Annotated in this window: 22 protein-coding genes and 1 pseudogene; 11 read left to right on the forward strand and 12 right to left on the reverse strand. The window is 66.5% G+C overall.

All coding sequences use genetic code 11. The features are described 5' to 3' along the window. Positions 1-39 precede the first annotated feature (39 nt). Positions 40-2,550, reverse strand: coding sequence for a methyl-accepting chemotaxis protein (locus ACFPOB_RS24690; RefSeq protein ID WP_377800994.1), 2,511 nt, complete (start codon positions 2,548-2,550; stop codon positions 40-42). Positions 2,551-2,687: 137 nt separating this feature from the next. Then, positions 2,688-3,830 (reverse strand): dipeptidase, encoded by a 1,143-nt coding sequence (locus tag ACFPOB_RS24695; RefSeq protein ID WP_377800995.1) that lies wholly within the window; start codon positions 3,828-3,830, stop codon positions 2,688-2,690. A gap of 398 nt (positions 3,831-4,228) precedes the next feature. Between ACFPOB_RS24695 and ACFPOB_RS24700 the strand changes: the two genes are divergently transcribed. The 7 genes and pseudogenes from ACFPOB_RS24700 to ACFPOB_RS24730 all read left to right on the forward strand — a co-directional run bounded on the left by ACFPOB_RS24700 (position 4,229) and on the right by ACFPOB_RS24730 (position 10,588). Beyond that, entirely contained in the window at positions 4,229-5,146 is a 918-nt protein-coding gene (locus ACFPOB_RS24700) for a branched-chain amino acid ABC transporter permease (RefSeq protein WP_377800996.1), read from the forward strand. A gap of 11 nt (positions 5,147-5,157) precedes the next feature. Beyond that, positions 5,158-6,534 (forward strand): high-affinity branched-chain amino acid ABC transporter permease LivM, encoded by a 1,377-nt coding sequence (livM, locus tag ACFPOB_RS24705; RefSeq protein ID WP_377801119.1) that lies wholly within the window; start codon positions 5,158-5,160, stop codon positions 6,532-6,534. Beyond that, positions 6,534-7,340: pseudogene (locus ACFPOB_RS24710) on the forward strand (ABC transporter ATP-binding protein); the annotation flags it as partial. The gene livM and the pseudogene ACFPOB_RS24710, both read left to right, overlap by 1 nt. Before the next feature lie 26 nt (positions 7,341-7,366). After that, positions 7,367-8,098 (forward strand): ABC transporter ATP-binding protein, encoded by a 732-nt coding sequence (locus ACFPOB_RS24715; RefSeq protein ID WP_377800997.1) that lies wholly within the window; start codon positions 7,367-7,369, stop codon positions 8,096-8,098. A gap of 28 nt (positions 8,099-8,126) precedes the next feature. Next, the gene (locus tag ACFPOB_RS24720; protein WP_377800998.1) at positions 8,127-8,480 is read left to right on the forward strand and encodes a DUF6867 family protein; all 354 of its coding nucleotides are present in this window, start codon (positions 8,127-8,129) and stop codon (positions 8,478-8,480) included. A 147-nt stretch (positions 8,481-8,627) separates the two neighbouring features. Next, a complete protein-coding gene (locus tag ACFPOB_RS24725) occupies positions 8,628-9,743 on the forward strand; it encodes a branched-chain amino acid ABC transporter substrate-binding protein (RefSeq protein WP_377800999.1) in 1,116 nt (371 codons plus the stop codon). Between the two features lie 194 nt (positions 9,744-9,937). Further along, positions 9,938-10,588 carry a glutathione S-transferase family protein gene (locus tag ACFPOB_RS24730; RefSeq protein WP_377801000.1) on the forward strand — a complete coding sequence of 217 codons (651 nt, stop codon included), beginning with the start codon at positions 9,938-9,940 and terminating at the stop codon, positions 10,586-10,588. 35 nt (positions 10,589-10,623) lie between these two features. Here ACFPOB_RS24730 and ACFPOB_RS24735 read toward each other — a convergent pair whose 3' ends face one another. From ACFPOB_RS24735 to purB, 3 genes are read right to left on the reverse strand one after another with little or no spacing between them, the layout of a single operon-like run. Continuing rightward, the gene (locus ACFPOB_RS24735; protein WP_377801001.1) at positions 10,624-11,184 is read right to left on the reverse strand and encodes an RBBP9/YdeN family alpha/beta hydrolase; all 561 of its coding nucleotides are present in this window, start codon (positions 11,182-11,184) and stop codon (positions 10,624-10,626) included. Between the two features lie 9 nt (positions 11,185-11,193). After that, a complete protein-coding gene (locus ACFPOB_RS24740; protein WP_377801002.1) occupies positions 11,194-11,370 on the reverse strand; it encodes a type II toxin-antitoxin system Phd/YefM family antitoxin in 177 nt (58 codons plus the stop codon). Between the two features lie 38 nt (positions 11,371-11,408). Further along, positions 11,409-12,716 carry an adenylosuccinate lyase gene (gene purB, locus ACFPOB_RS24745; RefSeq protein ID WP_377801003.1) on the reverse strand — a complete coding sequence of 436 codons (1,308 nt, stop codon included), beginning with the start codon at positions 12,714-12,716 and terminating at the stop codon, positions 11,409-11,411. Positions 12,717-12,896: 180 nt separating this feature from the next. On the opposite strand from purB, the gene ACFPOB_RS24750 reads away from it, so the two are divergent. Then, positions 12,897-13,247: a DUF1428 domain-containing protein gene (locus tag ACFPOB_RS24750; RefSeq protein ID WP_377801004.1), complete on the forward strand. Its 351-nt coding sequence runs from the start codon at positions 12,897-12,899 to the stop codon at positions 13,245-13,247. A gap of 126 nt (positions 13,248-13,373) precedes the next feature. Here ACFPOB_RS24750 and rpe read toward each other — a convergent pair whose 3' ends face one another. Genes rpe through ACFPOB_RS24765 form a run of 3 tightly spaced genes read right to left on the reverse strand, consistent with a single transcriptional unit; the run spans position 13,374 to position 15,830 of the window. Next, positions 13,374-14,054, reverse strand: a complete 681-nt coding sequence (gene rpe / locus ACFPOB_RS24755; protein WP_377801005.1) for a ribulose-phosphate 3-epimerase — start codon at positions 14,052-14,054, stop codon at positions 13,374-13,376. 52 nt (positions 14,055-14,106) lie between these two features. Then, positions 14,107-14,784 carry a glutathione S-transferase family protein gene (locus tag ACFPOB_RS24760; RefSeq protein ID WP_377801006.1) on the reverse strand — a complete coding sequence of 226 codons (678 nt, stop codon included), beginning with the start codon at positions 14,782-14,784 and terminating at the stop codon, positions 14,107-14,109. Between the two features lie 47 nt (positions 14,785-14,831). Beyond that, the gene (locus ACFPOB_RS24765) at positions 14,832-15,830 is read right to left on the reverse strand and encodes a hypothetical protein (RefSeq protein ID WP_377801007.1); all 999 of its coding nucleotides are present in this window, start codon (positions 15,828-15,830) and stop codon (positions 14,832-14,834) included. Between the two features lie 324 nt (positions 15,831-16,154). Between ACFPOB_RS24765 and ACFPOB_RS24770 the strand changes: the two genes are divergently transcribed. After that, complete coding sequence (locus tag ACFPOB_RS24770; protein WP_377801008.1) at positions 16,155-17,402, forward strand: NAD(P)/FAD-dependent oxidoreductase; 1,248 nt, start codon at positions 16,155-16,157, stop codon at positions 17,400-17,402. Between the two features lie 3 nt (positions 17,403-17,405). Here the strand turns inward: ACFPOB_RS24770 and ACFPOB_RS24775 are convergent, their stop codons facing one another. From ACFPOB_RS24775 to ACFPOB_RS24790, 4 genes are all read right to left on the reverse strand, one after another. Then, a complete protein-coding gene (locus ACFPOB_RS24775) occupies positions 17,406-18,278 on the reverse strand; it encodes a bile acid:sodium symporter family protein (protein ID WP_377801009.1) in 873 nt (290 codons plus the stop codon). A 131-nt stretch (positions 18,279-18,409) separates the two neighbouring features. After that, positions 18,410-18,727: a DUF3574 domain-containing protein gene (locus tag ACFPOB_RS24780; protein ID WP_377801010.1), complete on the reverse strand. Its 318-nt coding sequence runs from the start codon at positions 18,725-18,727 to the stop codon at positions 18,410-18,412. Positions 18,728-18,868: 141 nt separating this feature from the next. Further along, on the reverse strand, positions 18,869-20,101 hold the full coding sequence (locus tag ACFPOB_RS24785; protein WP_377801011.1) for an FAD-binding oxidoreductase: 1,233 nt from the start codon (positions 20,099-20,101) through the stop codon (positions 18,869-18,871). Further along, entirely contained in the window at positions 20,098-20,424 is a 327-nt protein-coding gene (locus ACFPOB_RS24790; RefSeq protein ID WP_377801012.1) for a cupin domain-containing protein, read from the reverse strand. Before ACFPOB_RS24790 ends, ACFPOB_RS24785 begins: the two co-directional genes overlap by 4 nt. A 118-nt stretch (positions 20,425-20,542) precedes the next feature. On the opposite strand from ACFPOB_RS24790, the gene ACFPOB_RS24795 reads away from it, so the two are divergent. Together ACFPOB_RS24795 and ACFPOB_RS24800 are read left to right on the forward strand one after the other, a co-directional pair. Then, positions 20,543-21,229: a GntR family transcriptional regulator gene (locus ACFPOB_RS24795; protein WP_377801013.1), complete on the forward strand. Its 687-nt coding sequence runs from the start codon at positions 20,543-20,545 to the stop codon at positions 21,227-21,229. Between the two features lie 133 nt (positions 21,230-21,362). Then, on the forward strand, positions 21,363-21,878 hold the full coding sequence (locus ACFPOB_RS24800; RefSeq protein WP_377801014.1) for a flavin reductase family protein: 516 nt from the start codon (positions 21,363-21,365) through the stop codon (positions 21,876-21,878). Positions 21,879-21,932: the final 54 nt, after the last annotated feature.

Here is a 21,932-nt window from a genome sequence, read left to right on the forward strand (position 1 = left end):
GGCCGCGCCCGCTTTTCCTAGTCCGCGACGCTGGAGCGCCTAGAACTCTTCCCAGCCGGCGTCGTCGGAGCGCGTGTTGGCGCGCTTGCGGGCGGGAGATTCGCGGCTGGGCGCTTTCTTCTGCTCGGCGATGGCCGCGGCGAGCTTGCGCAGGCGCTCCGGCTCCGCGCCCTGGCCGGTCGCGATCGCCGCCAGATCAGAGGTACGCAAAGGCGGGGGAGCATAGGAAGCGGCCGACGCCCTGGCGACTGGCGCGAGCTCGTCGCCGGTCCTGAAGGCGGCGACCAGCGCGTTGAGCTCGGCGATCTTGCCGGCGAGTGCGTTGGCCGAGGCGGCGCTCTGCTCGGCGAGCGCGGCGTTCGCCTGGGTCATCTCGTCCATATGCGCGACGGTCTGGCTCATCTCCTCGATGCCGTTGGCCTGCTCGGCCGAGGCGGTCGCGACCTCGGAGATGGTGGTCTGGACGCCGCGCGAGGCCTCGACGATGCGGGTCAGCGCATCGCCGGCCTGACGGACGAGCTTCACGCCGGACTCGATTTCGCTGTTGGAGGACGAGATCAGCCCGGAGATGTCCTTGGCCGCCTCGCCCGAGCGCTGGGCGAGGGTGCGGACCTCGGAGGCGACGACCGCAAAACCCTTGCCGGCATCGCCGGCGCGGGCGGCCTCGACCGCGGCGTTCAGCGCAAGAAGATTGGTCTGGAAGGCGATGCCGTCGATCACCGAGACGATCTCGGAGATCTTCTTCGAGGCATCCTCGATCCGGGCCATGGCGGCGACTGCCTCGCTGGCGATGGCGCCGCCGTCCTGGGCGACCTGCATCGCTTGGCCAGCCTGGCGTACCGCCTGCTGCGAAGCCTGGGCGGACGCCTTGACCGAGGCGGCGAGCTCTTCTGTGGTCGCGGCACTTTCCTCCAGTGACGAGGCCTGCTCCTCGGTGCGCTTGGAGAGGTCGTCGGCGCCGGTCGAAATCTCGCGGGCGGACAGGCCGACATCCGAGGCGTTGGCCTGGATCGTCCGCATCGTCGTCGAGAGCCGCTCGGCGGTCTGGTTGATCGCCTCCTGCAGCGCGGCGAAGCGGCCGCGATAGCCGGTCGTCACGCGATGGGTCAGATCGCCGGCGGCAAGCGACTGCATCGCATCGGCGAACTCGGTGGTCGCGGCATCGACGACGGCGTTGATCTCGTTGACGCCCTCGACCAGCTCGCGCAGCGGGCCGTCGACATCGCCGGCCTCGGCCTGGCCGGAGAAGTCGCCGGCGCGGGCCGCCGCGACGATTCCGGCGACCTCGCCGACGAGAGCGCGGACCTTGGCTGCCTGCTCGGCGTCGGCCAGCATGGCGACCTCGCGGTCGCGTCGGTTGGTTTCGAGCGCGAGCGCGTTCTGACGGTAGTCCTCCAGCGCCTCGCTCAGCGTGCCGATCTCGTCGGGGCAGGGCGGGGCCGGGATCTTCTGGGCGAAGTCACCGGCCTGCATGCCGGCCAGCGCCGTCTGCAGCTGCACCAGCGGCCGGGCGATGCGGCGCTGGACGCCGCGCCAGCTCACGACGCAGATGGCGAGCAAAGCGAGGAAGAGGCCGCCGGTGATGGCGAGCCGGGTCCAGGCGCGCGTCAGCGTCGCTTGCGTGACGTTCTCCATCTCGTCGAAGGACTGGCCGACGGCGGCGAGAATGGTGCTGAACGGACCGTTGCACTGCTTGGTCCAGTCCTCGGCGCCGACGACCGGGCTGCTGCCCTGGCCGACGCGCCCGAGCTGCTCGTCCATCAGCCGGTTGGCGGCGGTGACCTCGGCGTTCATCGCACCGACCTTGCGCACCAGCTCGGGGCTCACCCCCGGGCGCGCCGCGAGCTGGGTCAATTGGGCGACACCGGCATCCGAGGCGCCGCGCATCTCGCCGAGCCGACGCAGCTGCGCCGGCTCCATCGGCTTGTTGCTGCCAAAGACCGGACGCAGGATCGAGCACTGGGTGCCGTAGTTCGAGCGCACGCGCCAGCCGGCCGCCTTGAAGTTCTGCAGATCGGCGAGGGCCGGGTCGGACAGGCGGACTGCGGTGGAGGTGGCGTCTGAAGCCGCGGTCATCGCGGTCTCGATGTCACCGACCCCATTGTACCACGGCATGGTGGCGGCAAGGCTGCGCTGCGCCTTGGGCTTGCCAGCCTCGGCATACATTTCCGGCAGCTTGGACGCGGTCGCCTTTTCCTTCTGGTCGATCGCGTCGGCGAGCGCATTGCGGTCGGACAGATCGGTACTGCGCAGGCGGGCGATCGCGCTGGCGAGCGCATCCCGATTGGCCTGCTCGATCCTCTTCAGCGTCGGCGTCGGATCGTCCGCGACCTGGATGGCGGTCTGGGCCTGGCCACGGTTAGAGCGGATGGTGTTGCCAGCGACGAGCAGGGCTTCGTCGGCTGCGACGAGCTCGACGAGGCGCCGGCTGGTCAGGACATCCTCGACGGCCTGTCCGGCGAGATAGCCGAGCGCGCCGAGGCCCGGCACGCACAGGCACGCCATGGTGGCGACGAGGTAGTTTCTGATGGAGGTGGAGAAGAGGTTCACGGGTCCTGTCCGGGCTGTTCTGGCGCGGGACAGGGGAATCGCTAGCGCTCCGCCCCCGCTCGCAATGTCGGGCCCCGCAGGATTGACATCACACCCTTAAAATTTTGCCTCAATTTTGCCTTGTCGCGACGGTCCGTTCAGCGTGCCGCAGCGCTCGCGACCGCCCGCATCACCCGCAGCATGTTGCCGCTCGCAAGCTTGGCGAGGTTCTCCTCCGACCAGCCGCGCCTGATCAGTTCGGCGATCACGGCGGGGAAGGTCGAGGCGTCCTCGATGCCCTCCGGCGTAAGGCCGCCGAAGAAGTCGGAGCCGATGCCGATATGGTCGTGGCCGATACGCTTGGCGAGGTATTCGACATGGTCGCAGTATTGCGCCAGCGTCGCCTTCGGGCGGGGGCCGGCGGTGCGGGCGATCTCGGCCTCGGCCTTCCTGTAGTCGAGCCCCTCCGGCGTCTTGCCGTACTGGTCCTTGGCCGGCCGATGCCAGTCGCGCGAGGCCTGGCTGATGAAGTCGGGCACGAAGGTCGCCATCACCAGCCCGTCCTTGCCGGCAACCCGGTCGAGCACGTCGTCCGGGACGTTGCGCGGGTGATCGCAGAGCGAAAAAGCATTGGAGTGCGACCAGACGACGGGCGCCTGGCTGATGTCGAGCACGTCGTGCATCACCTTGGGCGAGACATGGGCGAGGTCGACGATCATGCCGAGCCGGTTCATCCGGCCGATGACTTCCTTGCCAAAGGCGGCGAGCCCGTTATGGCGCGGCGCGTCCGTCGCCGAATCGCACCAGTCATGGCTGTCGTTGTGGCAGAGCGTCATCAGCCGGACGCCGAGATCCCAATAGGCGTCGAGCGCGTCGAGCTCGTTGTCGAGCGCCGAGCCGTTCTCGATCGTCATGAACAATGCGATCCGCCCCTCCTTCTTCGCCGCCTCGACGTCGTCGGCCGACAGGCCGGGCCGGAACACGTCGGCATGGTGCTCCCAGATCCGGCGCATCAGTGCGATCTGAGCCAGCGCGAAACCGGCGGGCTTAGGATGGTTCGGCGGGACATAGGCTGCGAAGAACTGCCCCGCGAGCTTGCCGGCCTGCATGCGCGGAATGTCGGTATCGGTCTCGGGATGCAGCTTGCCGAGATCATAGACGCCGAGATCGCCTTTCGCAGTCCTGTCGAGCCGGACGACAAAGGGCAGATCGTTGTGGCCGTCGATCAGCGGGACACGGGCGAGCAAGGCGAGCGCCTTCTCGTAGGCGGCATCGGCGAGGGGAGGGGCGGCGAGGACCATGGCGCACCTGGACAGCGGGATTCGCGGGAGCACGATCGTGGCAGCGGGCGCGGCCGTGCGCGAGGCCTAATGCGTGAGCTTTGGGCGCGATCGGAGCCGCCATTCCGGTATCTCGCGTGCAGGTGGTGCGACATCGGCGACAGCCGGGCCCGATATCGCGGGATCGTGTGCTGCATGCCGAGCAATCATCTTGCGCGGAATGGACGCAGGGCCGCAGCATCGGCTGCCTATTGCATATGCAATGTCGCGCAGATTGCTTTTGACAGAAATGTGGCGTGGGGTGATTGTCGAGCGCGCAGACGGTTGGTAGCTCTGCGCCGAAATCGCATCCCGCATGCGCCGGTGTCATGCCGCGCAACAAGAACGGGCAACTGATTCGAGGGGTTAGGCGTCGTTCAATGGAAGTCTTCGTCCAGCAGCTCATCAATGGGCTGACCCTGGGGTCGATCTACGGCCTCATCGCCATCGGCTATACGATGGTCTTCGGCATCATCGGCATGGTGAATTTCGCCCATGGCGACGTGTTCATGCTGTCGGCCTTCATCGCGCTGATCTTCTTCATGCTGATTTCGGCCTGGTTCGGCGCCGGCCTGATCGTGCTGTCACTGTTCTTCGTCCTGATCCTGGCGATGTTCTTCACCTCGCTGTGGAACTGGACGATCGAGCGGGTGGCCTACCGGCCGTTGCGCGGCTCGTTCCGCCTGGCGCCGCTGATCTCGGCGATCGGCATGTCGATCTTCCTGATGAACTTCGTCCAGGTGGTGCAGGGGCCGCGCAACAAGCCGACGCCGCCGATGCTGAACCAGTCGATCCTCTTGATCGATAGCGCAACCTATCCGGTCTCGATCTCCTACAAGCAGATCGCGATCATCGTGACCACGATCGTGCTGCTCGCCGCCTTCTGGTACCTGGTGCAGAAGACGCCGCTCGGCCGGGCCCAGCGCGCCTGCGAGCAGGACCGCAAGATGGCCTCGCTCCTGGGCATCGACGTCGATCGCACCATCTCGATCACCTTCGTCATGGGCGCGGCGCTCGCCGCGGTCGCCGGCGTCATGTACCTCGTGCTCTACGGCGTGGTCTCCTTCCATGATGGCTTCGTGCCGGGTGTGAAGGCCTTCACCGCGGCCGTGCTCGGCGGCATCGGCTCCTTGCCAGGCGCCGTGCTCGGCGGGTTGCTGATCGGCCTGATCGAGGTGATGTGGTCGGCCTATTTCACCATCGACTACAAGGACGTCGCCGCCTTCTGCATCCTCGCGGTCGTGCTCGTGTTCATGCCCTCCGGCATCCTCGGCCGGCCCGAAGTCGAGAAGGTCTGAAGCCCATGGCCATGGACGCATCGACGCCGGCCAAGCGCCACGCCGACATGACGAAGGCGCTGAAGGAGGCGGCCTTCGCGGCGCTGATCACCTTCGGCCTGTGCATCCCGATCATCGCCTGGGGCACGCGCCAGAACCTCGACAACCAGCTCGTGCTCGACCCGCGCTGGGACGCGGTGGCCTGGGCGGTGGCGATCGTCTTCGTCGGCCGCTTCCTGATGGCGCTGCGCCAGCAGACGCGCGGCGAGGGCAAGTCGGTCGTCCGGCTCCTGCCGCATGGCACCATCGGCTTCTTCCAGCGCAACTCGAAGTTGTTCTCGCTGTTCGGGCTCGGCTTCCTGCTGACCTTCCCGATCATCGCGATCAACCTCGCGGGCTGGGGCGGGGCGCTGAAATGGATCGACAATTTCGGCGTCCAGATCCTGATCTACGTCATGCTCGGCTGGGGGCTGAACATCGTTGTTGGCCTCGCCGGCCTGCTCGATCTCGGCTATGTCGCCTTCTACGCGGTCGGCGCCTATTCGTATGCGCTGCTGGCCAAGAATTTCGGCCTGTCCTTCTGGATCCTGCTGCCTCTCGCCGGCATCCTCGCCGCCTTCTGGGGCATGATCCTCGGCTTCCCGGTGCTGCGCCTGCGCGGCGACTATCTCGCCATCGTGACGCTGGCCTTCGGCGAGATCATTCGCCTCGTCCTGATCAACTGGACGGATTTCTCCAACGGCTATGCCGGCATCTCCGGCATCCCCCGGCCGACCTTCTTCGGCATACCGTTCAATGCCAGCGACACCGGCTTCGCGGCGGTGTTCGGGCTGGAATTCTCGCCGCTCTATCGCACGATCTTCCTCTACTACGTCATCCTGATGCTGGCGCTGCTGACCGCCTATGTCAGCCTGCGGCTGCGGCGCCTGCCGGTCGGCCGCGCCTGGGAGGCGCTGCGCGAAGACGAGATCGCCTGCCGCTCGCTCGGCATCAACACCACCAACACCAAGCTGACCGCCTTCTCGATCGGGGCGATGTTCGGCGGCTTCGCCGGCTCGTTCTTCGCGGCGCGGCAGGGGTTCATCTCGCCTGAATCCTTCGTCTTCATGGAATCGGCGATCATCCTCGCCATCGTCGTGCTCGGCGGCATGGGCTCGCTCTGGGGCTGTGCCATCGCCGCGATCGCGATGATCGGCGGCACGGAGCTGCTGCGCGAGCTCGACTGGCTGAAGCAGATCTTCGGTCCCGACTTCGACCCGACCAAGTATCGCATGCTGATCTTCGGCTTCGCCATGGTGGTGATCATGATCTGGAAGCCGCGCGGGCTGATCTCGACCCGCGAGCCGACCGCCTTCCTCAAGGAGAAGAAGGCCATCTCGTCCGACATGGTCCAGGAAGGGCACGGCTGATGACGACCAAGCCCCTTCTCCAGGTCGAGCATGTCACCATGCGCTTCGGCGGCCTGACCGCCGTCAACGACCTCTCCTTCGAGGCCCGCAAGGGTGACATCACGGCGCTGATCGGCCCGAACGGCGCCGGCAAGACCACGGTGTTCAACTGCATAACCGGCTTCTACAAGCCGACCGAAGGCATGATGACGCTGACGCAGGACAGCGGAGACAGCTACCTGCTCGAGCGCATGCCCGACTTCCGCATCGCCTGGAAAGCCAAGGTTGCCCGCACCTTCCAGAACATCCGCCTCTTCGGCGGCATGACGGTGCTGGAGAATCTGCTGGTCGCGCAGCACAATCCGCTGATGATCGCCTCGGGCTTCACCTTCCTCGGCGTCCTCGGCATCGGCGGCTACAAGGCGCGCGAGAAGGAGGCGATAGAGAAGGCCAAGTTCTGGCTGGAGAAGATCAACCTGATCCATCGCGCCGATGATCCGGCTGCCGATCTGCCCTATGGCGACCAGCGCCGCCTCGAGATCGCGCGCGCGATGTGCACCGATCCGGTGCTGCTCTGCCTCGACGAGCCGGCCGCGGGCCTCAATCCGCGCGAAAGCCTAGACCTCAACAACCTCCTGCTGTCGATCCGCAAGGACCACGGCACGGCGCTCCTGCTGATCGAACACGACATGTCGGTGGTGATGGAAATATCGGATCATGTCGTTGTGCTCGACTACGGCACCAAGATCGCCGACGGCACGCCGGCCGAAGTGCAGGCTGACCCGAAGGTGATCGCCGCCTATCTCGGTGTCGACGACGAAGAGGTCGAGCAGGTGGAAGCGGAGGTCGGCCTATGAGCGAGGCAGGGCCGCTCCTCTCCGTCCGCGGCGTCAAAACCTATTACGGCAAGATCATCGCGCTGAAGGGCGTCGACGTCGACGTCCGGCAGGGCGAGATCGTGACGATGATCGGCGCCAACGGCGCCGGCAAATCGACCCTGATGATGACGATCTTCGGCGCGCCGCAGGCCCGCGAAGGCTCGATCACCTATGAAGGGCGCGACATCACGAGGATGCCGAGCCACGAGATCGCCCGCCTCGGCATCGCGCAATCGCCCGAGGGACGGCGCATCTTCCCGCGCATGACGGTGTTCGAGAACCTGCAGATGGGCGCTGCCGTCGCCGGCATGCAGCATTTCGACGAGGACCTCGAGACGATCTGCACGCTCTTTCCCCGCGTGAAGGAGCGGCTGCAGCAGCGCGGCGGCACGCTCTCGGGCGGCGAGCAGCAGATGGTGGCGATCGCGCGGGCGCTGATGGCGCGGCCGAAACTCTTGATGCTCGACGAGCCCTCGCTCGGCTTGGCGCCGCTGATCGTCAAGCAGATCTTCGAGGCGATCAAGGAACTCAACCGCAGTCAGGGGCTGACCGTGTTCCTGGTCGAGCAGAACGCCTTCCATGCGCTCAAGCTCGCCCATCGCGGCTATGTCATGGTCAACGGCGTCATCACCATGAGCGGCACCGGCAAGGAGCTGCTCGCCAATCCGCAGGTGAGGGCGGCCTATCTCGAAGGCGGGCGGCATTGAGCGCCGCGAGCTTGAACGGAGCACGGTGATGCAGGGCATTCTCTACGAGGAGCCGACCATCTGGCTCTTCCTTCTCGTGACGGTGGTGATGGGGGGCTGGGCCGCCTGGATGACGGGGCGGGCGGTGGCGGTCACCTGGCGGCCGCCCTTCCAGCTCGTCGCCTATACGCTGGTGTTGGGGGCGGTGATCCGCTTCATCCATTTCGCCCTGTTCCAGGCGACGCTGCTGACGCTGCACTTCTATATCGTCGACACGATCGTGCTACTCGCCTTCGCGTTCGCCGGCTGGCGCTACAACCGCGCGCGCCAGATGACGACGCAATATCGCTGGCTCTACGAGCGCACCGGGCCTTTCAGCTGGAAGGCGCGCGCGAGCGCTTAAATTTGCTGGAAACACCACCAAAGTTCACGGGGCTTGCCGCGTGACAGCACCGCGAAAAAGCGCAAGACTGCGTCTCACGGTGGCACCACGCGCCGAGACGGGACGGCCAAGCCGGCCCGTACTATACTCACAGGGGAGTCACAACGCATGAAGAAGCTGCTCTTGGGCGGAATTGCCCTTGGCGCGGTCCTCGCCTTCTCGGGCGTAGCGAACGCACAGATCAAGCTCGGCGTCGCCGGCCCGATCACGGGTCCGAACGCGGCGTTCGGGGCGCAGCTGAAGAATGGGGCGGAACAGGCTGCCGAAGACATCAACGCCGCCGGTGGCGTTCTCGGACAGAAGATCCAGGTCTCGGTCGGCGACGACGTCTCCGATCCGAAGCAGGGCGTCTCGGTCGCCAACAAGTTCGTCGGCGACGGCGTCAAATGGGTGCTCGGCCACTTCAACTCCGGCGTCACAATGCCGGCGTCGGAAGTCTACGCCGAGAACGGCATCCTGATGATCAGCCCGTCGGCCACCAACCCGAAGATCACCGAGCGTGGCCTCTGGAACGTGTTCCGCACCTGCGGCCGCGACGACCAGCAGGGCTCGGTGGCGGCCGAGTACATCGCGAAGAACCTCAAGGACAAGAAGATCGCGATCGTCCATGACAAGACGACTTATGGCCAGGGCCTCGCCGACGAGACCCGCAAGGGCCTGACCAAGGCCGGCATCAAGGACGTGCTCTATGAAGGCGTCAACGCCGGCGAGAAGGACTTCTCGGCGCTGATCTCGAAGCTGAAGTCCACGGGCGCCGACTACCTCTACTGGGGTGGCCTGCACACCGAAGGCGGCCTGATCGTGCGCCAGATGCGCGACCAGGGCCTGAAGACCGTGCTGATCTCCGGCGACGGCATCACCACCGACGAGTTCGCCACGATCGGCGGCCCCGGCGTCGAAGGCACGCTGATGACCTTCCCGCCGGACCCGCAGAAGCGTCCGGAGGCGGCTGCGGTCCTGAAGAAGTTCGAGGCCCGCAAGTTCAAGCCGGAAGCCTACACCCTCTACAGCTACGCCGCAGTCCAGATCATGGCCGAGGGCGCAAAGCGCGCGAACTCGCTCGACCCGAAGAAGGTCGCCGCGGCGCTGCATGGCGGCCAGCCGGTCGATACGGTCATCGGCAAGATCGGCTTCGATAAGAAGGGCGACATCACCCGCCCGGACTACACCGTCTACACCTGGAAGAAGGGTGCCGACGGCAAGATCACCTATGTCGAGAACTGATCGTCTCTGATCGCCGCAAGGCATGAGACAGGCCCCGCTCCGGAGCGATCCGGGGCGGGTTTTTCTTTTGCGGTCTCACGCCGGGCTGCGCCGGATCGCGAAACTCCACTGTCGAAAAAGAGATGGGTTGTCGGAAGGTGCGATGCCGGTTCGTCCTCGCAGGGCAAAGCGCGACAGGACAATGGGAGCTGCCGATGACCGCCACCATTACCGCCTTCGAACGCTCGCCTGACCGCGGCAACGGCCTGGCGCGCGACATGCGCCTGCGTTGGGCGCTCGAAGAGGTCGGCCAGCCCTACGAGGTCCGCCTGCTGTCGTTCAAGGCAATGAAGGAGCCGGCGCATCTGGCGCTTCAGCCTTTCGGGCAGATACCGACTTATGAGGAGGGCGATCTCGCCTTGTTCGAGTCGGGGGCGATCGTGCTCCATATCGCCGAGCGTCACCCCGGCCTGCTGCCAAGCGATCCGAATGCCCGTGTGCGGGCCATCATGTGGATGTTCGCCGCGCTCAATACGCTCGAGCCGCCGATCTTCGACCGCAGCCTGGTCAGGATTTTGGAGCGTGACAAACCCTGGTACGAGGAGCGTCTCTCAGCTCTCGACGAGATCATCCGCAAACGGCTCGATGGTCTCGTCAACCATCTTGGCGAGGCCGACTGGCTCGATGGCGCGTTCAGTGCCGGCGACCTGCTGATGGTGACGGTGCTGCGTCGTTTGCAAGGTTCAGGCATGCTGGAAGCGCGGCCGAACCTCGCCGCCTACATCGCCCGCGCCGAAGCACGGCCGGCCTATAGGCGTGCTTTCGAAGCGCAACGCGCGGTGTTCGACGCCGCCGCAGCGGAGTGACGGCGATCCGTTGGGAGGAGCGCTATCCGCGCCGCTCACGCGACCGTCAGGTTCTTCATGAAGCCGGCGAAGCGCAGCAGCCCGTCCGGCCAGGGGCCATGGCCGGATTCGGTGTTGAGATGGCCGCTGTCGCCGGCATCGACGAATTCAGAGCCCCAGGCTTCGGCCAGCGCCTTGGCCTCCTCCGGCGTGCAATAAGGATCGGTCGCACTGGCGATCAGCACCGAGCGGAAGGGCAGGGGCTTTTGCGGGATCGCGGCGAAGTCATGCGCCATGCCGGGGATGGCGCGCTTGGCCCGCTCGGAGGCCGGTGCGACCAGGAAGGCGCCGGTGACCTCATGCGGTTTCAGATGCTCGGCCGCATGCGCGACGGCGCTGCAGCCGGCCGAATGGGCGACGATGACGACTGGCTTCGTCGCGGCGCGCACGGCGGCGACGATACGGTTTGCCCAGCCGTCGCGGGTCGGCTTGTACCAGTCCTCCTGCTCGACGCGGCGGGCGGTGGGCAGCTTGGCTTCCCAGCGGCTCTGCCAATGGTCGGGGCCGGAGCCCGACCAGCCGGGGACGATCAGGATGTCGGTGTCGGAGGTTTTCATCTGGTCGGTCTAGCGCACAGGGTGCCTTTTGCCGCTGGCGAGAGTCTGCGGAGGATTGGCAGTCTGAACCGGTTCGAAGCGCGCCACTACCTTGCCGCGACGAACAATGTGGATAGCCTCGCCGGCCTCGACACGATCAAGGATTTCGCTCCAGCGCTTTCGTGCTTCGGTGACGGATACCTGCATATGAGCAGCGTAGACCGCTCTCCCTCCAAGCTCAACGATCAAGCCTCCCCGAACACCCGGCGGAAGATCGTGTCGACATGCTTGAAGTGGTAGCCCTCGTCGAACATCGCCTCGAGCTCGGCCACCGAGAGCTTCGCGGTGACGTCCTTGTCGGCCTTGAGGTTGGTGAGGAAGTCCTCGCCGTGCTCCCAGGTGCGCATCGCGTTGCGCTGGACCATGGAGTAGCTGTCCTCGCGGCTGGCGCCGGCCTGGGTCAAGGCGAGCAGGACGCGCTGCGAATTATGCAGCCCGCCGAGCTTGTCGAGGTTCTTCCTCATGTTCTGCGGGTAGATCAGCAGCTTGTCGACGACGCCGGTGAGGCGGGCCAGCGCGAAATCGAGCGTCACGGTCGCATCGGGGCCGATCATGCGCTCGACGCTGGAATGCGAGATGTCGCGCTCGTGCCAGAGCGCGACGTTCTCCAGCGCAGGCGTCACCATGCCGCGCACCAGCCGGGCGAGGCCGGTCAGGTTCTCGGTCAGGACGGGGTTGCGCTTGTGCGGCATCGCCGAGGAGCCCTTCTGGCCCGGCGAGAAATACTCCTCTGCCTCGTAGACCTCGGTGCGCTGGAGATGGCGGATCTCGGTGGCGAGGCGCTCGACGCTGGAGGCCACGACGCCGAGCGTGGCGAAGAACATGGCGTGGCGGTCGCGCGGGATGACCTGGGTCGAGACCGGTTCCGGCGTCAGGCCCATCTTCTGCGCGACATATTCCTCCACCTGCGGATCGATATTGGCGAAGGTGCCGACGGCGCCGGAGATGGCGCAGGTGGCGATCTCGGCGCGGGCGGCGACGAGCCGGGCGCGGCAGCGGTCGAACTCGGCATAGGCCTGGGCGAGCTTCAGGCCGAAGGTCACCGGCTCGGCATGGATGCCGTGCGAGCGGCCGATCGTCGGGGTCAGCTTGTGCTCGAAGGCGCGGCGCCTGATGGCGGCGAGCAGCGCGTCGACATCGGCGATCAGGATGTCGGTGGCGCGCGCCAACTGCACCGAGAGCGTGGTGTCGAGCACATCCGAGGATGTCATGCCCTGGTGGACGAAGCGCGCCTCGGGGCCGACGATCTCGGCGAGATGGGTCAGGAAGGCGATGACGTCATGCTTGGTGACGCGCTCGATCTCGTCGATGCGGGCGACGTCGAAGGTGGCGTCCTTGGCCTTGGCCCAGATCGTCGCCGCCGCTTCCTTCGGCACGACGCCGAGCTCGGCGAGCTTGTCGGTGGCGTGCGCCTCGATCTCGAACCAGATGCGGAAGCGCGTCTGCGGCTCCCAGATCGCGACCATTTCGGGGCGGGAGTAACGGGGGATCATAGCGGGCTCGCGACGTGACGATGAATGGCTCGCCGGCTCGCTAGCACGGACGGGCCGCCGACGGAATGCCGGAGGGCTGCTGCTGACAGCTTCGGACCTTTATCGTGCCTAGCGTCCGCGCCGGCTGGGCGGGACGCTCCGTATCTCTGGAGCGTCGACAGACCCAAGGAGGAAAGACCGATGTCCTATGTCGATGGTTTCGTTGCGGCCGTGCCTGCCGCCAATCGCGACGCTTATGCCGAGCACGCCCGCAAGATGGCGCCGATCTTCAAGGAATTCGGCGCGACGCGGGTCGCCGAGAATTGGGGCGACGATGTCCAGCACGGCAAGCAGACCGACTTCTATCGCGCCGTCGCGGCCAAGGATGACGAGGTCGTGGTCTTCGCCTGGGTCGAGTGGCCAAGCAAGGAGGCGCGCGACGCCGCCTGGCAGAAGATGACGGAGGATCCGCGCATGGCGCCGGGCGCCAACCCGATGCCCTTCGACGGTGCCCGGATGATCTATGGCGGCTTCGCCGGGATTGATTTGTAGAAGACGCCGTCATTCTCGGGCGGAGCGTAGCGCAGACCCGAGAATCTCATGACGAGAAGGCGCCGGCTGGAGCCTCTTTCGGCCTGAGATGCTCGGGGCAAGCCCGAGCATGACGCGTGGCCGCTATCAGACCCAGTCGCCCCGCGCCGTCTCGGCCGCCTTGCGGATGGCGGCGATGTTGCCGGCGTAGGCGGACGGACCGCCCTTGAACACGGCCGAGCCGGCGACCAGCGTATCGGCGCCGGCCTTGCTGCAGAGCGGCGCCGTCTGCGGCGTGACGCCGCCGTCGATCTCGAGCGCGATCGGCCGCTCGCCGATCAAGGCGCGCACTTGCGCGATCTTCTCGACCACCGAATGGATGAAGCTCTGGCCGCCGAAGCCGGGATTGACCGTCATCAGCAAGATCAGGTCGACATCGCCGATCAGCGGCTCGGCCGCGCTCGCCGGCGTGCCGGGGTTGAGCACGATGCCGGCCTGCTTGCCCTGGGCCTTGATCGCCTGCAGCGTCCGGTGTGGATGCGCGCCGGCCTCGACATGGAAGGAGATCAGGTCGGCGCCGGCCTTGGCGAAGGCCTCGATGTAGGGATCGACCGGCGCGATCATCAGGTGGACGTCGAAGAACTTCTTCGTATGCGGGCGGATCGCCTTCAGCACGTCGGGGCCGAAGGTGATGTTGGGCACGAAATGCCCGTCCATCACGTCGCAATGGATCCAGTCGGCGCCGGCCTCGTCGATGGCGCGGACCTCTTCGCCGAGCTTGGCGAAGTCGGCGGAGAGAATGGAAGGGGCGATGCGGATCGTGCTCATGCGGCGTGGTCTAGCGCCGCGTTGCTGCTCTCGCAATCGCGAAAGGCTGCCGTCAGGCCCGTTTCAACGGGAAGGAGAGGCGCCGGTCGGCCTCGGCGATCTCGACGGCGGCCTGGGTGAAGGCAGGCCGGAGCTTCAGCCGCTCGAACCAGCGCGACAGCCCGTCGAATGGCGCGAGCGAGGGGCCGCCGAGGCGAAGCGAGAACAGCACGCTCATGAACAGGGCGATGTCGGCGACCGAGACAGCGTCGCCAAAGAAGTCGCGGCCGGCGAGCCGGTCTTCGAGCACCGCATAGTGCTTCTCCAGCGCCTGCTCGGCGATCAGCGCGTCGGCCTCCTGGGCGAGGCGCCGGGTCTGATCGGTCGAGGGCGGCGTGGTGCGGTGCATCAGCGGCTTCAGCGCCTGCAGCATAATCTCGTCGGCATAGAGCTCATCGAGCCGGCAGCGGGCGCGGGCGCCGGGGCAGAGCGGCAAGAGCGGCGGTTCGGGATAGGCGTCTTCGAGATATTCGAGGATCACGGTGGAATCGTAGAGCACGATCCCGTCATCGTTCAGCACCGGGACCTGGCGCTTGGGGTTGATGGCGACGACTTCGGGATGCTTGGGATCGTAGCCGGTGGTCTGGTTGAACGGCACCATGATGCGCTCGAAGGCGAGATTTTTTTCGCGCAGTGCGATCTCGACCTTGCGGGAGAACAGGCTGAGCGGTCCCGAATAGAGCGTGATCATAACAGGAACTCCGGTTTTGCTTGCCTGAACTCTGGCAAAGCTTGCAGTCAGCTCGCGTCAGCAGAGGCTTCCTTGCGCCTGATCCGCGCCGCGATGCCGCGCAGCAGCCAGGGCAGCAGATAGATCGGGAACTGGGCCAGCGCGAAATACAGATAGGTGGTCGGCGGCACGCCGGCGCCGAGCGCCGCAACCAGCAGGCCCATGTTCCGCTGCCCGGTGCCGTAGCCGATCATGAAGCGCTCGGAGATGGGGAAGCGGCGCAAGGTGAGCCAGGCGCTGGCGAGGCCGACCGCGGAGACCAGGAAGGCGACGGCCAGGAACAGCGCGACCTGGCCCGGCCGGTCCATTGCCGCTTTGGTCACTCCGTCCATCGCCGCGATGGCGAAGACGAAATACATCAGCACGCCGAAGCCATCGAGATTGGGCTTGAGCTCCCGGATGCGCTCCGCCCCGAGCCAACGCCTTATCGCGAAGGCGACGGCCATGCCGCCGCCGATGAACATGACGAGCCGCAGGGCCAGCGCCAGCCGGTCGAGTGGGACGGCGGCCCCCGCCAGCCAGTCCACCAGGAACGGCGCAATGACCGGGCTCACGATGGTGGTGACGATCACCCCTGCGATGATCAGCGAAGGCTCGAAGCCGTAGAGGATGGCGACCGCAGGCGACGACATGATCGGCGGCGCCGCGCCCATGATAGCGATGCCGAGCAGAAGGCCGGGGTCGAGTGCCTCGCGCCCGAGCACAGCGAGGGCTGCGGCGATCAACAGCGCAGGGGCGAACAGCAGCCAGAGGCAGGTCACGACCAGCTTCGCCGGCCGGCGCACCAAACCGCCGATGACGCGCAGGTCGGCGCGCATGAACACGACGGTGGTGAAGCAGAAGATCGTGATCGGCAGGAGCGGGCGCGCCGCCGCGGAGAATTGCGGCAGAGCGAGGCCAAGGAAGATCGAGAGCGCGAAGCCCTGCGTGCCGTAGCGGCCGAGCAGAGCGAGGGCGGAGGCGAGGGCGGCGAGCATCGAGACCGAAGCAGAAGAACGGAGCGCCACACTGGCTGATCCGGAGGGCTGCGTCATCTGGCGGTAGTGCAGGGTGGCTCCGCCGTCATCGCGAAGCGCGACGCAACGACGATATGCGAGCCCGCTCGCGCGATGACTTGCAGTTCCCGTTGCGAGGCGCGCAACAGCGGGTTAGCTCTACGCAGAAAGTTGCGCTGCATTCATGGATAGATGGCCCGCGCAGGCGATATCTCCGGAATGGAGACGGAAGCTGCGAAACTTTGCCGGTTTATTCGCAAGATTCAACGAAATGGCTGACAGCGCTGCGGCTGGCGCTATTCTTGCTGGCGGGGAAGGCTGGCGGAGATAGGGCCGATGCGTACGGACGCGATCGTTGTTGGGGCGGGCATCGTCGGGATTTCGGTGGCGCTGCATCTGCAAAAGGCAGGCCGCTCGGTGCTGCTGGTCGATCGCGGCCAGCCCGGCGGTGAGACCAGCTACGGCAATGCCGGCCTGATCCAGCGCGAGGGCGTCTACCCATACGGCTTCCCGCATGATTTTGGCGCGCTCATCCGCTATGCGATGAACAACACCATCGATGCGCACTACCATTGGAACGCGATCCCCAAGCTCGCCCCCTTCCTGTGGTCGTACTGGATGCATTCGCGCGCCTCGCAGCACGAGGCGATCGCCCATAAATACGCGACCCTGATCGAGCATTGCGTCAGCGAGCACGACGCGCTGGCGCAGAAAGCCGGTGCGACCGACCTGCTGCGCCGCAAGGGCTGGATGAAGGTGTTCCGGACCGAGGTCGAGCGCGATGCGCGCCTGACCGAGGCGCAGCGCTGGAAGCGCGATTTCGGCCTGAACCATCGCGCGCTCGATGCCGAGGCGCTGCGGGCCGAGGAGCCGCATCTCGACCAGAGCCTGATCGGCGGCCTGCACTGGACCGATCCGGTGACGGTGATCGACCCTCTTGGCCTGTCCAAGGCCTATCTCGCCCTGTTCGAAAAGCTTGGCGGCCGCTTTGCCCAGGGCGATGCCGGCACGCTGACGCAGGATGGCGACCGCTGGAGCGTGACGCTGGCCGACAGCACCAAGGCGCTCGGCATGGATGCGATCGTCGCGCTCGGCCCTTGGGCCGACGTGCTGACGAACCGGCTCGGCTATCGCCTGCCGCTCGCGGTCAAGCGCGGCTACCACATGCACTACAAGCCGCTCGGCAAAGCCGTGCTGAACCACCCGGTGCTCGACACCGAGCGCGGCTATTTCCTGGCGCCGATGCGCCAGGGCGTGCGCCTCACCACCGGCGCCGAATTCGCCAATCGCGATGCGCCGAAGACGCCGGTGCAGCTTGCAAGGGCCGAGCCGATCGCCAAGACCCTGTTTCCGCTCGGCGAGCGGCTCGACGCCGAGCCCTGGCTCGGCAACCGGCCGTGCACGCCGGACATGATGCCGATCATCGGCCCGGCGCCCAAGCACCGGAATCTCTGGTTCTCCTTCGGCCATGCCCATCACGGGCTGACGCTGGCGGCGGTGACCGGCCGCATGGTCGCGGAGATGATCAGTGGCCAGAAGGTCTTCGTCGATCCGACGCCGTTTGCGCCGGCGCGGTTCGCCTGATGGTCAGGCGGGACGCAATGCCGCGTTCCGCCGCACCAACCATATGGCGAAGGCCGAGGCGGTCACGTACATGATCAGGCTGTAGATGCCGGGCACCACGGCTGCAGCCGGATTGCGCAGCACGTTGAGGGCGATGAAGATCGCCAGCGCGGCGTTGTGGATGCCGATTTCCATGGCGATGGCCACCGCCTGGCCCTGCGGCAGGCGCAGCGCCAGCGGAGCGAGATAGCCGGCCAGCATGCTGACGACATTGAAGGCGAGGCAGGCGCCGCCGACCGCGACCAGGCTCGGCAGAAGCGCCTTGCGCTCCATATAGATGGCGCCGGCGATCAGCACGACGAGGACGAGGATCGAGAAGACCTTGATCGGTGTCTCGGCGCGCAGGGCGAAGCCCTCGGCCCGCGCCCGCAGCAGCATGCCGAGCGCGACCGGGATCAGGATGATCGCCCCGACCTCGATTACCTTGCGGTGCGGCGGCGGCACATATTGGTCGGCTCCAAGGAAATAGGCGAGCGAGATGTCGAGCACGATCGGCAGGGTCAAGAGGCAGAGCAGGCTGTTGACCGCCGTCAGCGTGATGTTGAGCGCGACGTCGCCGCGAGCGAGGTGGCTGTAGATGTTGGCGGTCGCGCCGCCGGGCGCGGCGGCGAGCAGCATCAGGCCGACGGCGTGATCCGGCGACAGCTTCAGGCCGATCGCGATGGCGAAGGCGGCGAGCGGCAGCAGCAGCACCTGCAGGAAGAGGCCGAAGCCGACGGCGAGCGGATAGCGCGCGACGCGGCGGAAATCCTCGAGCGTCAGGCTGAGGCCCAGTCCGAGCATGACGATGCCGATGGCGAGCGGCAACAGCAGATCGGTCAGGATCGAGCCCTGCATGCGCGTTCCCCTTTGGCCGGCATTTTCTATGCCGCAGCGTCAGGCTAGTTGAGGACCCTTGGCTACGCCACTGATCGCATGGAGTCTTTTGGCGGTAAGGTTTCCATTTTCCTTGATTTGCCGAACAAACGTCAGAACCAAGCACAGGCCGGCTTCAAGATCAGCCCGACCGATTGCTGGTTGAAGCTGCGCTTGTAGGCTTCGACGATGGCTGTGAACTTCTCACGATTCGCTGTTTCGTCCGAGATCACGATCGATACGAGCTTGCTGGGCTCGCGGATGAGGACGCCGCGCTCGCGGTCGCGATACTGCCCGCTGGCGTCGAGGACGGTGAGGCCATCGGGGAACCGCGGCGTCACCTCCTCGTCTACGAAGCGGCGGAAGGCGCCTTCGCTGACGCCCACACGGTCGCCGATCTTGCGACCGAAGAGGAGTTCGGCGCTCAGCATTGCCTGCTGGCCGGGCGCGCAGGTCTGCGGCCCGAGGCCGGCGCAGCCTGAGAGAGTGCTTGCGAGAAAAAGCGCAAAGCTGAGTCGGATCATGGCTTTGCCCCTGCCGGCTGAGAGATCGATGCAGTAGGTATCGCTGCTTCAAAAGCGCTGTGGTCTGAAATGGCCGATGTCGATCGCGGGCGAACGGCCGGCGATCAGGGCGGCGACGAGATCGGCCGTCGCGGTCGACTGGGTCATGCCGTAATGGCCATGGCCGAAGGCGTAGACGACATTGGGATTGCGGCTTGCCTTGCCGATCACCGGCAAGGAATCCGGCAACGAGGGCCGGAAACCCATCCAGACCCTGCCGCTGTCGAAAGCCGGCAGGCCGTCCACCAACCTTGTTGCCTTGTCGTAGAGCGCCCTTGTGCGGGCATGGTTGGGCGGCGCCTTGAGACCGCCGAACTCGACCGCGCCGCCGATGCGCAAGCCGCTTTCGAGCGGGGTCATGACGAAGCCGTCATCCTTGAAGCCGATCGGGCGGCTGGTCAGGCCGGTCACGCCCGGGAAGCTGACATTGTAGCCGCGCTCGGTGTCGAGGGGGATGGTATCGCCCATTGCCGCCGCCAGCGGCTTGGACCAGGCGCCGGCCGCGACGACGACGCGATCGACGACACGCTGCCAGCCATCGGGGCCGACCAAGGCAGGGCGCTCGCCCATGGAGATGTTGGTGACCTCCGCCTTCTCATAGGTGGCGCCGCGCGCCAGTGCCGTCTCGAACAGGGCCATGGTAAGGGCGAGCGGGTCGCTGATATGGGCGCAATCGGGGTGGAAGGCGGCGCCAGCGAGGCGATCCCTGAGCGCAGGCTCGAGCTGGCGCAGCTCCTGCGGCGGCAGCATGTCGACGGCGATGCCGGCGGCGCGCTGGCGCCGGGCGAGCGCTTCGAGGCCGGCGGTGTCGCCCGGATTGCTGTAGGTGTAGAGCGCGCCGCGGCGATGGATATGGTTGCTGATGCCGGCCTTTTCGGCACGAGCCAGCCAGGCCGGCAGCGCCAATTGCTGGATGGCGATCATGCCGGCGATCGAGCGCTCATAGGCGGCCGGGCGGGCCGCGAGCAGGAAGCGCGCCAGCCAGGGCAGCAATTGCGGGAGATAGCCGAGGCGGATCGCCAGCGGCCCGAGAGGATCGAGCAGGAAGCCCGGCACCTTGCGCAGCATGTTCGGGCTGGCGATCGGCAGCACGTCGGTATGCGCGATGATGCCGGCATTGCCGCGCGAAGGGCCGAAGGCCGGCCCCTCCTTGTCGAGGATCAGGACCTCGTGGCCCTCGTCGAGCAAGGCGTGGGCGGTCGCCGTGCCGACGATACCGGCGCCGATGATCGCGATCTTCATGTGGTGGGCAGCAGCTTGAGCGCAGCCGGCTGCTTCACCTCGATCTCGACGAAGGCGATCGGGTGGGGCGAGCCGTTCATCACGTCGTGCTGTATGCCGGCCTGGCGCATATAGGCCTGGCCCTGTGCCAGCGGCACGTCTGTTTGCTTGGTGCCGTCGTGGATGCGCAAGGTGCCGGCGACCAGCATGATCACGAAATAGGGCCAGCCATGGCTGTGCCAGCCGGTGACCGCGCCGGGTTCGAAGTCCCAGCGCGTGATCCGCACGGTGTCGTCGTCCTGCTGAAGCGTGGCGACGGCGGGGATCGTGCAGGTAAACGCCATGTCGCCTCCATGCGCGGATTATTTACCGTCGATCGGCCGGCTTGCCCGCCTTGCGGTTCTGGTTAAAGTTCTGATATATCAATGCTGTCTGACGCGTCAAGCATCACGGGGGCTGCCCATGACTGAGGATGCCCGCGTTGCCGGCGAGGATTCCGTCGGCGCCCGCGCCTCCGCCAGCCTGTCCGACCTGGCCTATCGCCGCCTCGAGGAAGCGATCGTGACCCTGTCGCTGCGGCCGGGCGCAGTGCTGACCGAGGCGCAGATGATCGATCTCGTCGGCGTCGGCCGCACGCCGGTGCGCGAGGCGCTGATACGGCTGGCGCAGCAGGGGCTGGTGGAGATCCTCCCGCGCAAGGGTGTCGTGGTCACCGCGATCGATGCGATCGACGTGATGGCGGCGCTCGACGCGCGCGAAGTGCTGGAACGCCTGATCGCGGTGGAGGCGGCGAAGCGCGCCGGACCAAGCGAGCGCAGCGCCATCCTGGCCAAGGCCCGGGCCATGCGCGAGGCGGCGCAGGCCGACGACGTCAACGCCTATATGCGCCTCGACAAGGAGCTCGATACGCTGGTCGCGGCGGCGGCACGCAGCCCTTATGCCAATCGGGCCGTCGAGCCGCTGCAGGCGCTGATCCGCCGAGCCTGGTATTTCTTCGACCGGCAGATCGATCTGGTGCCGGCAGCGCATCACCACGTAGCGCTGGCGCAGGCGCTGGTCGCGGGCGAGCCGGGCGCCGCCGCGCAGGCGAGCGATACCCTGATGCAGCATCTGCGCGAGGGGCTGTTGGCGGCGCTGCAGCGGGAATGACCGGGGATCGCGGCGGCATGCTGATATATCTTAACCCTGCGACGGGATTGGCCATGATCTCGACAATTGATGCAACTCGCCTTTTACCGCTGCGTGCCTAGATAAAGGCAGTATTCTCGCGCAGAGTTGGGCGATGAACAGCATGGTCGATGCCGCCCTTCGCGCGGTGCTCCCGAATGCGCAGGCCTTTCGCGAGGCGATGGCGCAGGTGGCGAGCGCCACCCATATCGTCACGACCCTGGGGCCCGGCGGCCGCTCGGGGCTGACGGCGACCGCCGTGAGCTCGGTCTCGGTTGCTCCTCCGACCATGCTGGTCTGCATCGAGGCGGCCAGCCGCACACTCTCGGCCATCGAAGAGAGCGGCATCTTCTGCATCAACACGCTGGCGGCAGCCGACCATGAGCTCGCGGCCGTGTTCTCGGGGCAGCGTGGGCTGGCTGGCGAAGAGCGCTTCGCTGCCGGCAAATGGGGCGAGCTCTCGACTGGCGCGCCCGTCCTGGCGAGCGCGCTCGCCAGCTTCGACTGCCGTGTATCCGCCGTCCACCGGGTCACGACGCACCGCATCCTGATCGGCCAGGTGGTCGCAATCGGCGGCGGTGGCTCCGGGCCGGGGCTGGTCTATCGCCATCGCCGCTTCGGCGGGTTCTGAAAGGGCGTCTCGGCTCCGTTCGTCATTGCAAGCGTCAGCGAAGCCATCCAGGGC

The organism is Allobosea eneae, from assembly GCF_042657265.1.
Taxonomy (GTDB): Bacteria; Pseudomonadota; Alphaproteobacteria; order Rhizobiales; family Beijerinckiaceae; genus Allobosea; species Allobosea eneae.

Coding starts and splice junctions, on each gene's coding strand:
- ACFPOB_RS24780 (WP_377801010.1), bottom strand. CDS start 18,727: ATGCTGAGCGCCGAACTCCTCTTCGGTCGCAAGATCGGCGACCGTGTG.
- purB (WP_377801003.1), bottom strand. CDS start 12,716: ATGATCCCCCGTTACTCCCGCCCCGAAATGGTCGCGATCTGGGAGCCG.
- ACFPOB_RS24730 (WP_377801000.1), top strand. CDS start 9,938: ATGACCGCCACCATTACCGCCTTCGAACGCTCGCCTGACCGCGGCAAC.
- ACFPOB_RS24775 (WP_377801009.1), bottom strand. CDS start 18,278: ATGCAGGGCTCGATCCTGACCGATCTGCTGTTGCCGCTCGCCATCGGC.
- ACFPOB_RS24725 (WP_377800999.1), top strand. CDS start 8,628: ATGAAGAAGCTGCTCTTGGGCGGAATTGCCCTTGGCGCGGTCCTCGCC.
- ACFPOB_RS24700 (WP_377800996.1), top strand. CDS start 4,229: ATGGAAGTCTTCGTCCAGCAGCTCATCAATGGGCTGACCCTGGGGTCG.
- ACFPOB_RS24750 (WP_377801004.1), top strand. CDS start 12,897: ATGTCCTATGTCGATGGTTTCGTTGCGGCCGTGCCTGCCGCCAATCGC.
- ACFPOB_RS24715 (WP_377800997.1), top strand. CDS start 7,367: ATGAGCGAGGCAGGGCCGCTCCTCTCCGTCCGCGGCGTCAAAACCTAT.
- ACFPOB_RS24735 (WP_377801001.1), bottom strand. CDS start 11,184: ATGAAAACCTCCGACACCGACATCCTGATCGTCCCCGGCTGGTCGGGC.
- rpe (WP_377801005.1), bottom strand. CDS start 14,054: ATGAGCACGATCCGCATCGCCCCTTCCATTCTCTCCGCCGACTTCGCC.
- ACFPOB_RS24790 (WP_377801012.1), bottom strand. CDS start 20,424: ATGGCGTTTACCTGCACGATCCCCGCCGTCGCCACGCTTCAGCAGGAC.
- ACFPOB_RS24695 (WP_377800995.1), bottom strand. CDS start 3,830: ATGGTCCTCGCCGCCCCTCCCCTCGCCGATGCCGCCTACGAGAAGGCG.
- ACFPOB_RS24800 (WP_377801014.1), top strand. CDS start 21,363: ATGAACAGCATGGTCGATGCCGCCCTTCGCGCGGTGCTCCCGAATGCG.
- ACFPOB_RS24770 (WP_377801008.1), top strand. CDS start 16,155: ATGCGTACGGACGCGATCGTTGTTGGGGCGGGCATCGTCGGGATTTCG.
- ACFPOB_RS24795 (WP_377801013.1), top strand. CDS start 20,543: ATGACTGAGGATGCCCGCGTTGCCGGCGAGGATTCCGTCGGCGCCCGC.
- ACFPOB_RS24760 (WP_377801006.1), bottom strand. CDS start 14,784: ATGATCACGCTCTATTCGGGACCGCTCAGCCTGTTCTCCCGCAAGGTC.
- ACFPOB_RS24785 (WP_377801011.1), bottom strand. CDS start 20,101: ATGAAGATCGCGATCATCGGCGCCGGTATCGTCGGCACGGCGACCGCC.
- ACFPOB_RS24720 (WP_377800998.1), top strand. CDS start 8,127: ATGCAGGGCATTCTCTACGAGGAGCCGACCATCTGGCTCTTCCTTCTC.
- livM (WP_377801119.1), top strand. CDS start 5,158: ATGGACGCATCGACGCCGGCCAAGCGCCACGCCGACATGACGAAGGCG.
- ACFPOB_RS24740 (WP_377801002.1), bottom strand. CDS start 11,370: ATGCAGGTATCCGTCACCGAAGCACGAAAGCGCTGGAGCGAAATCCTT.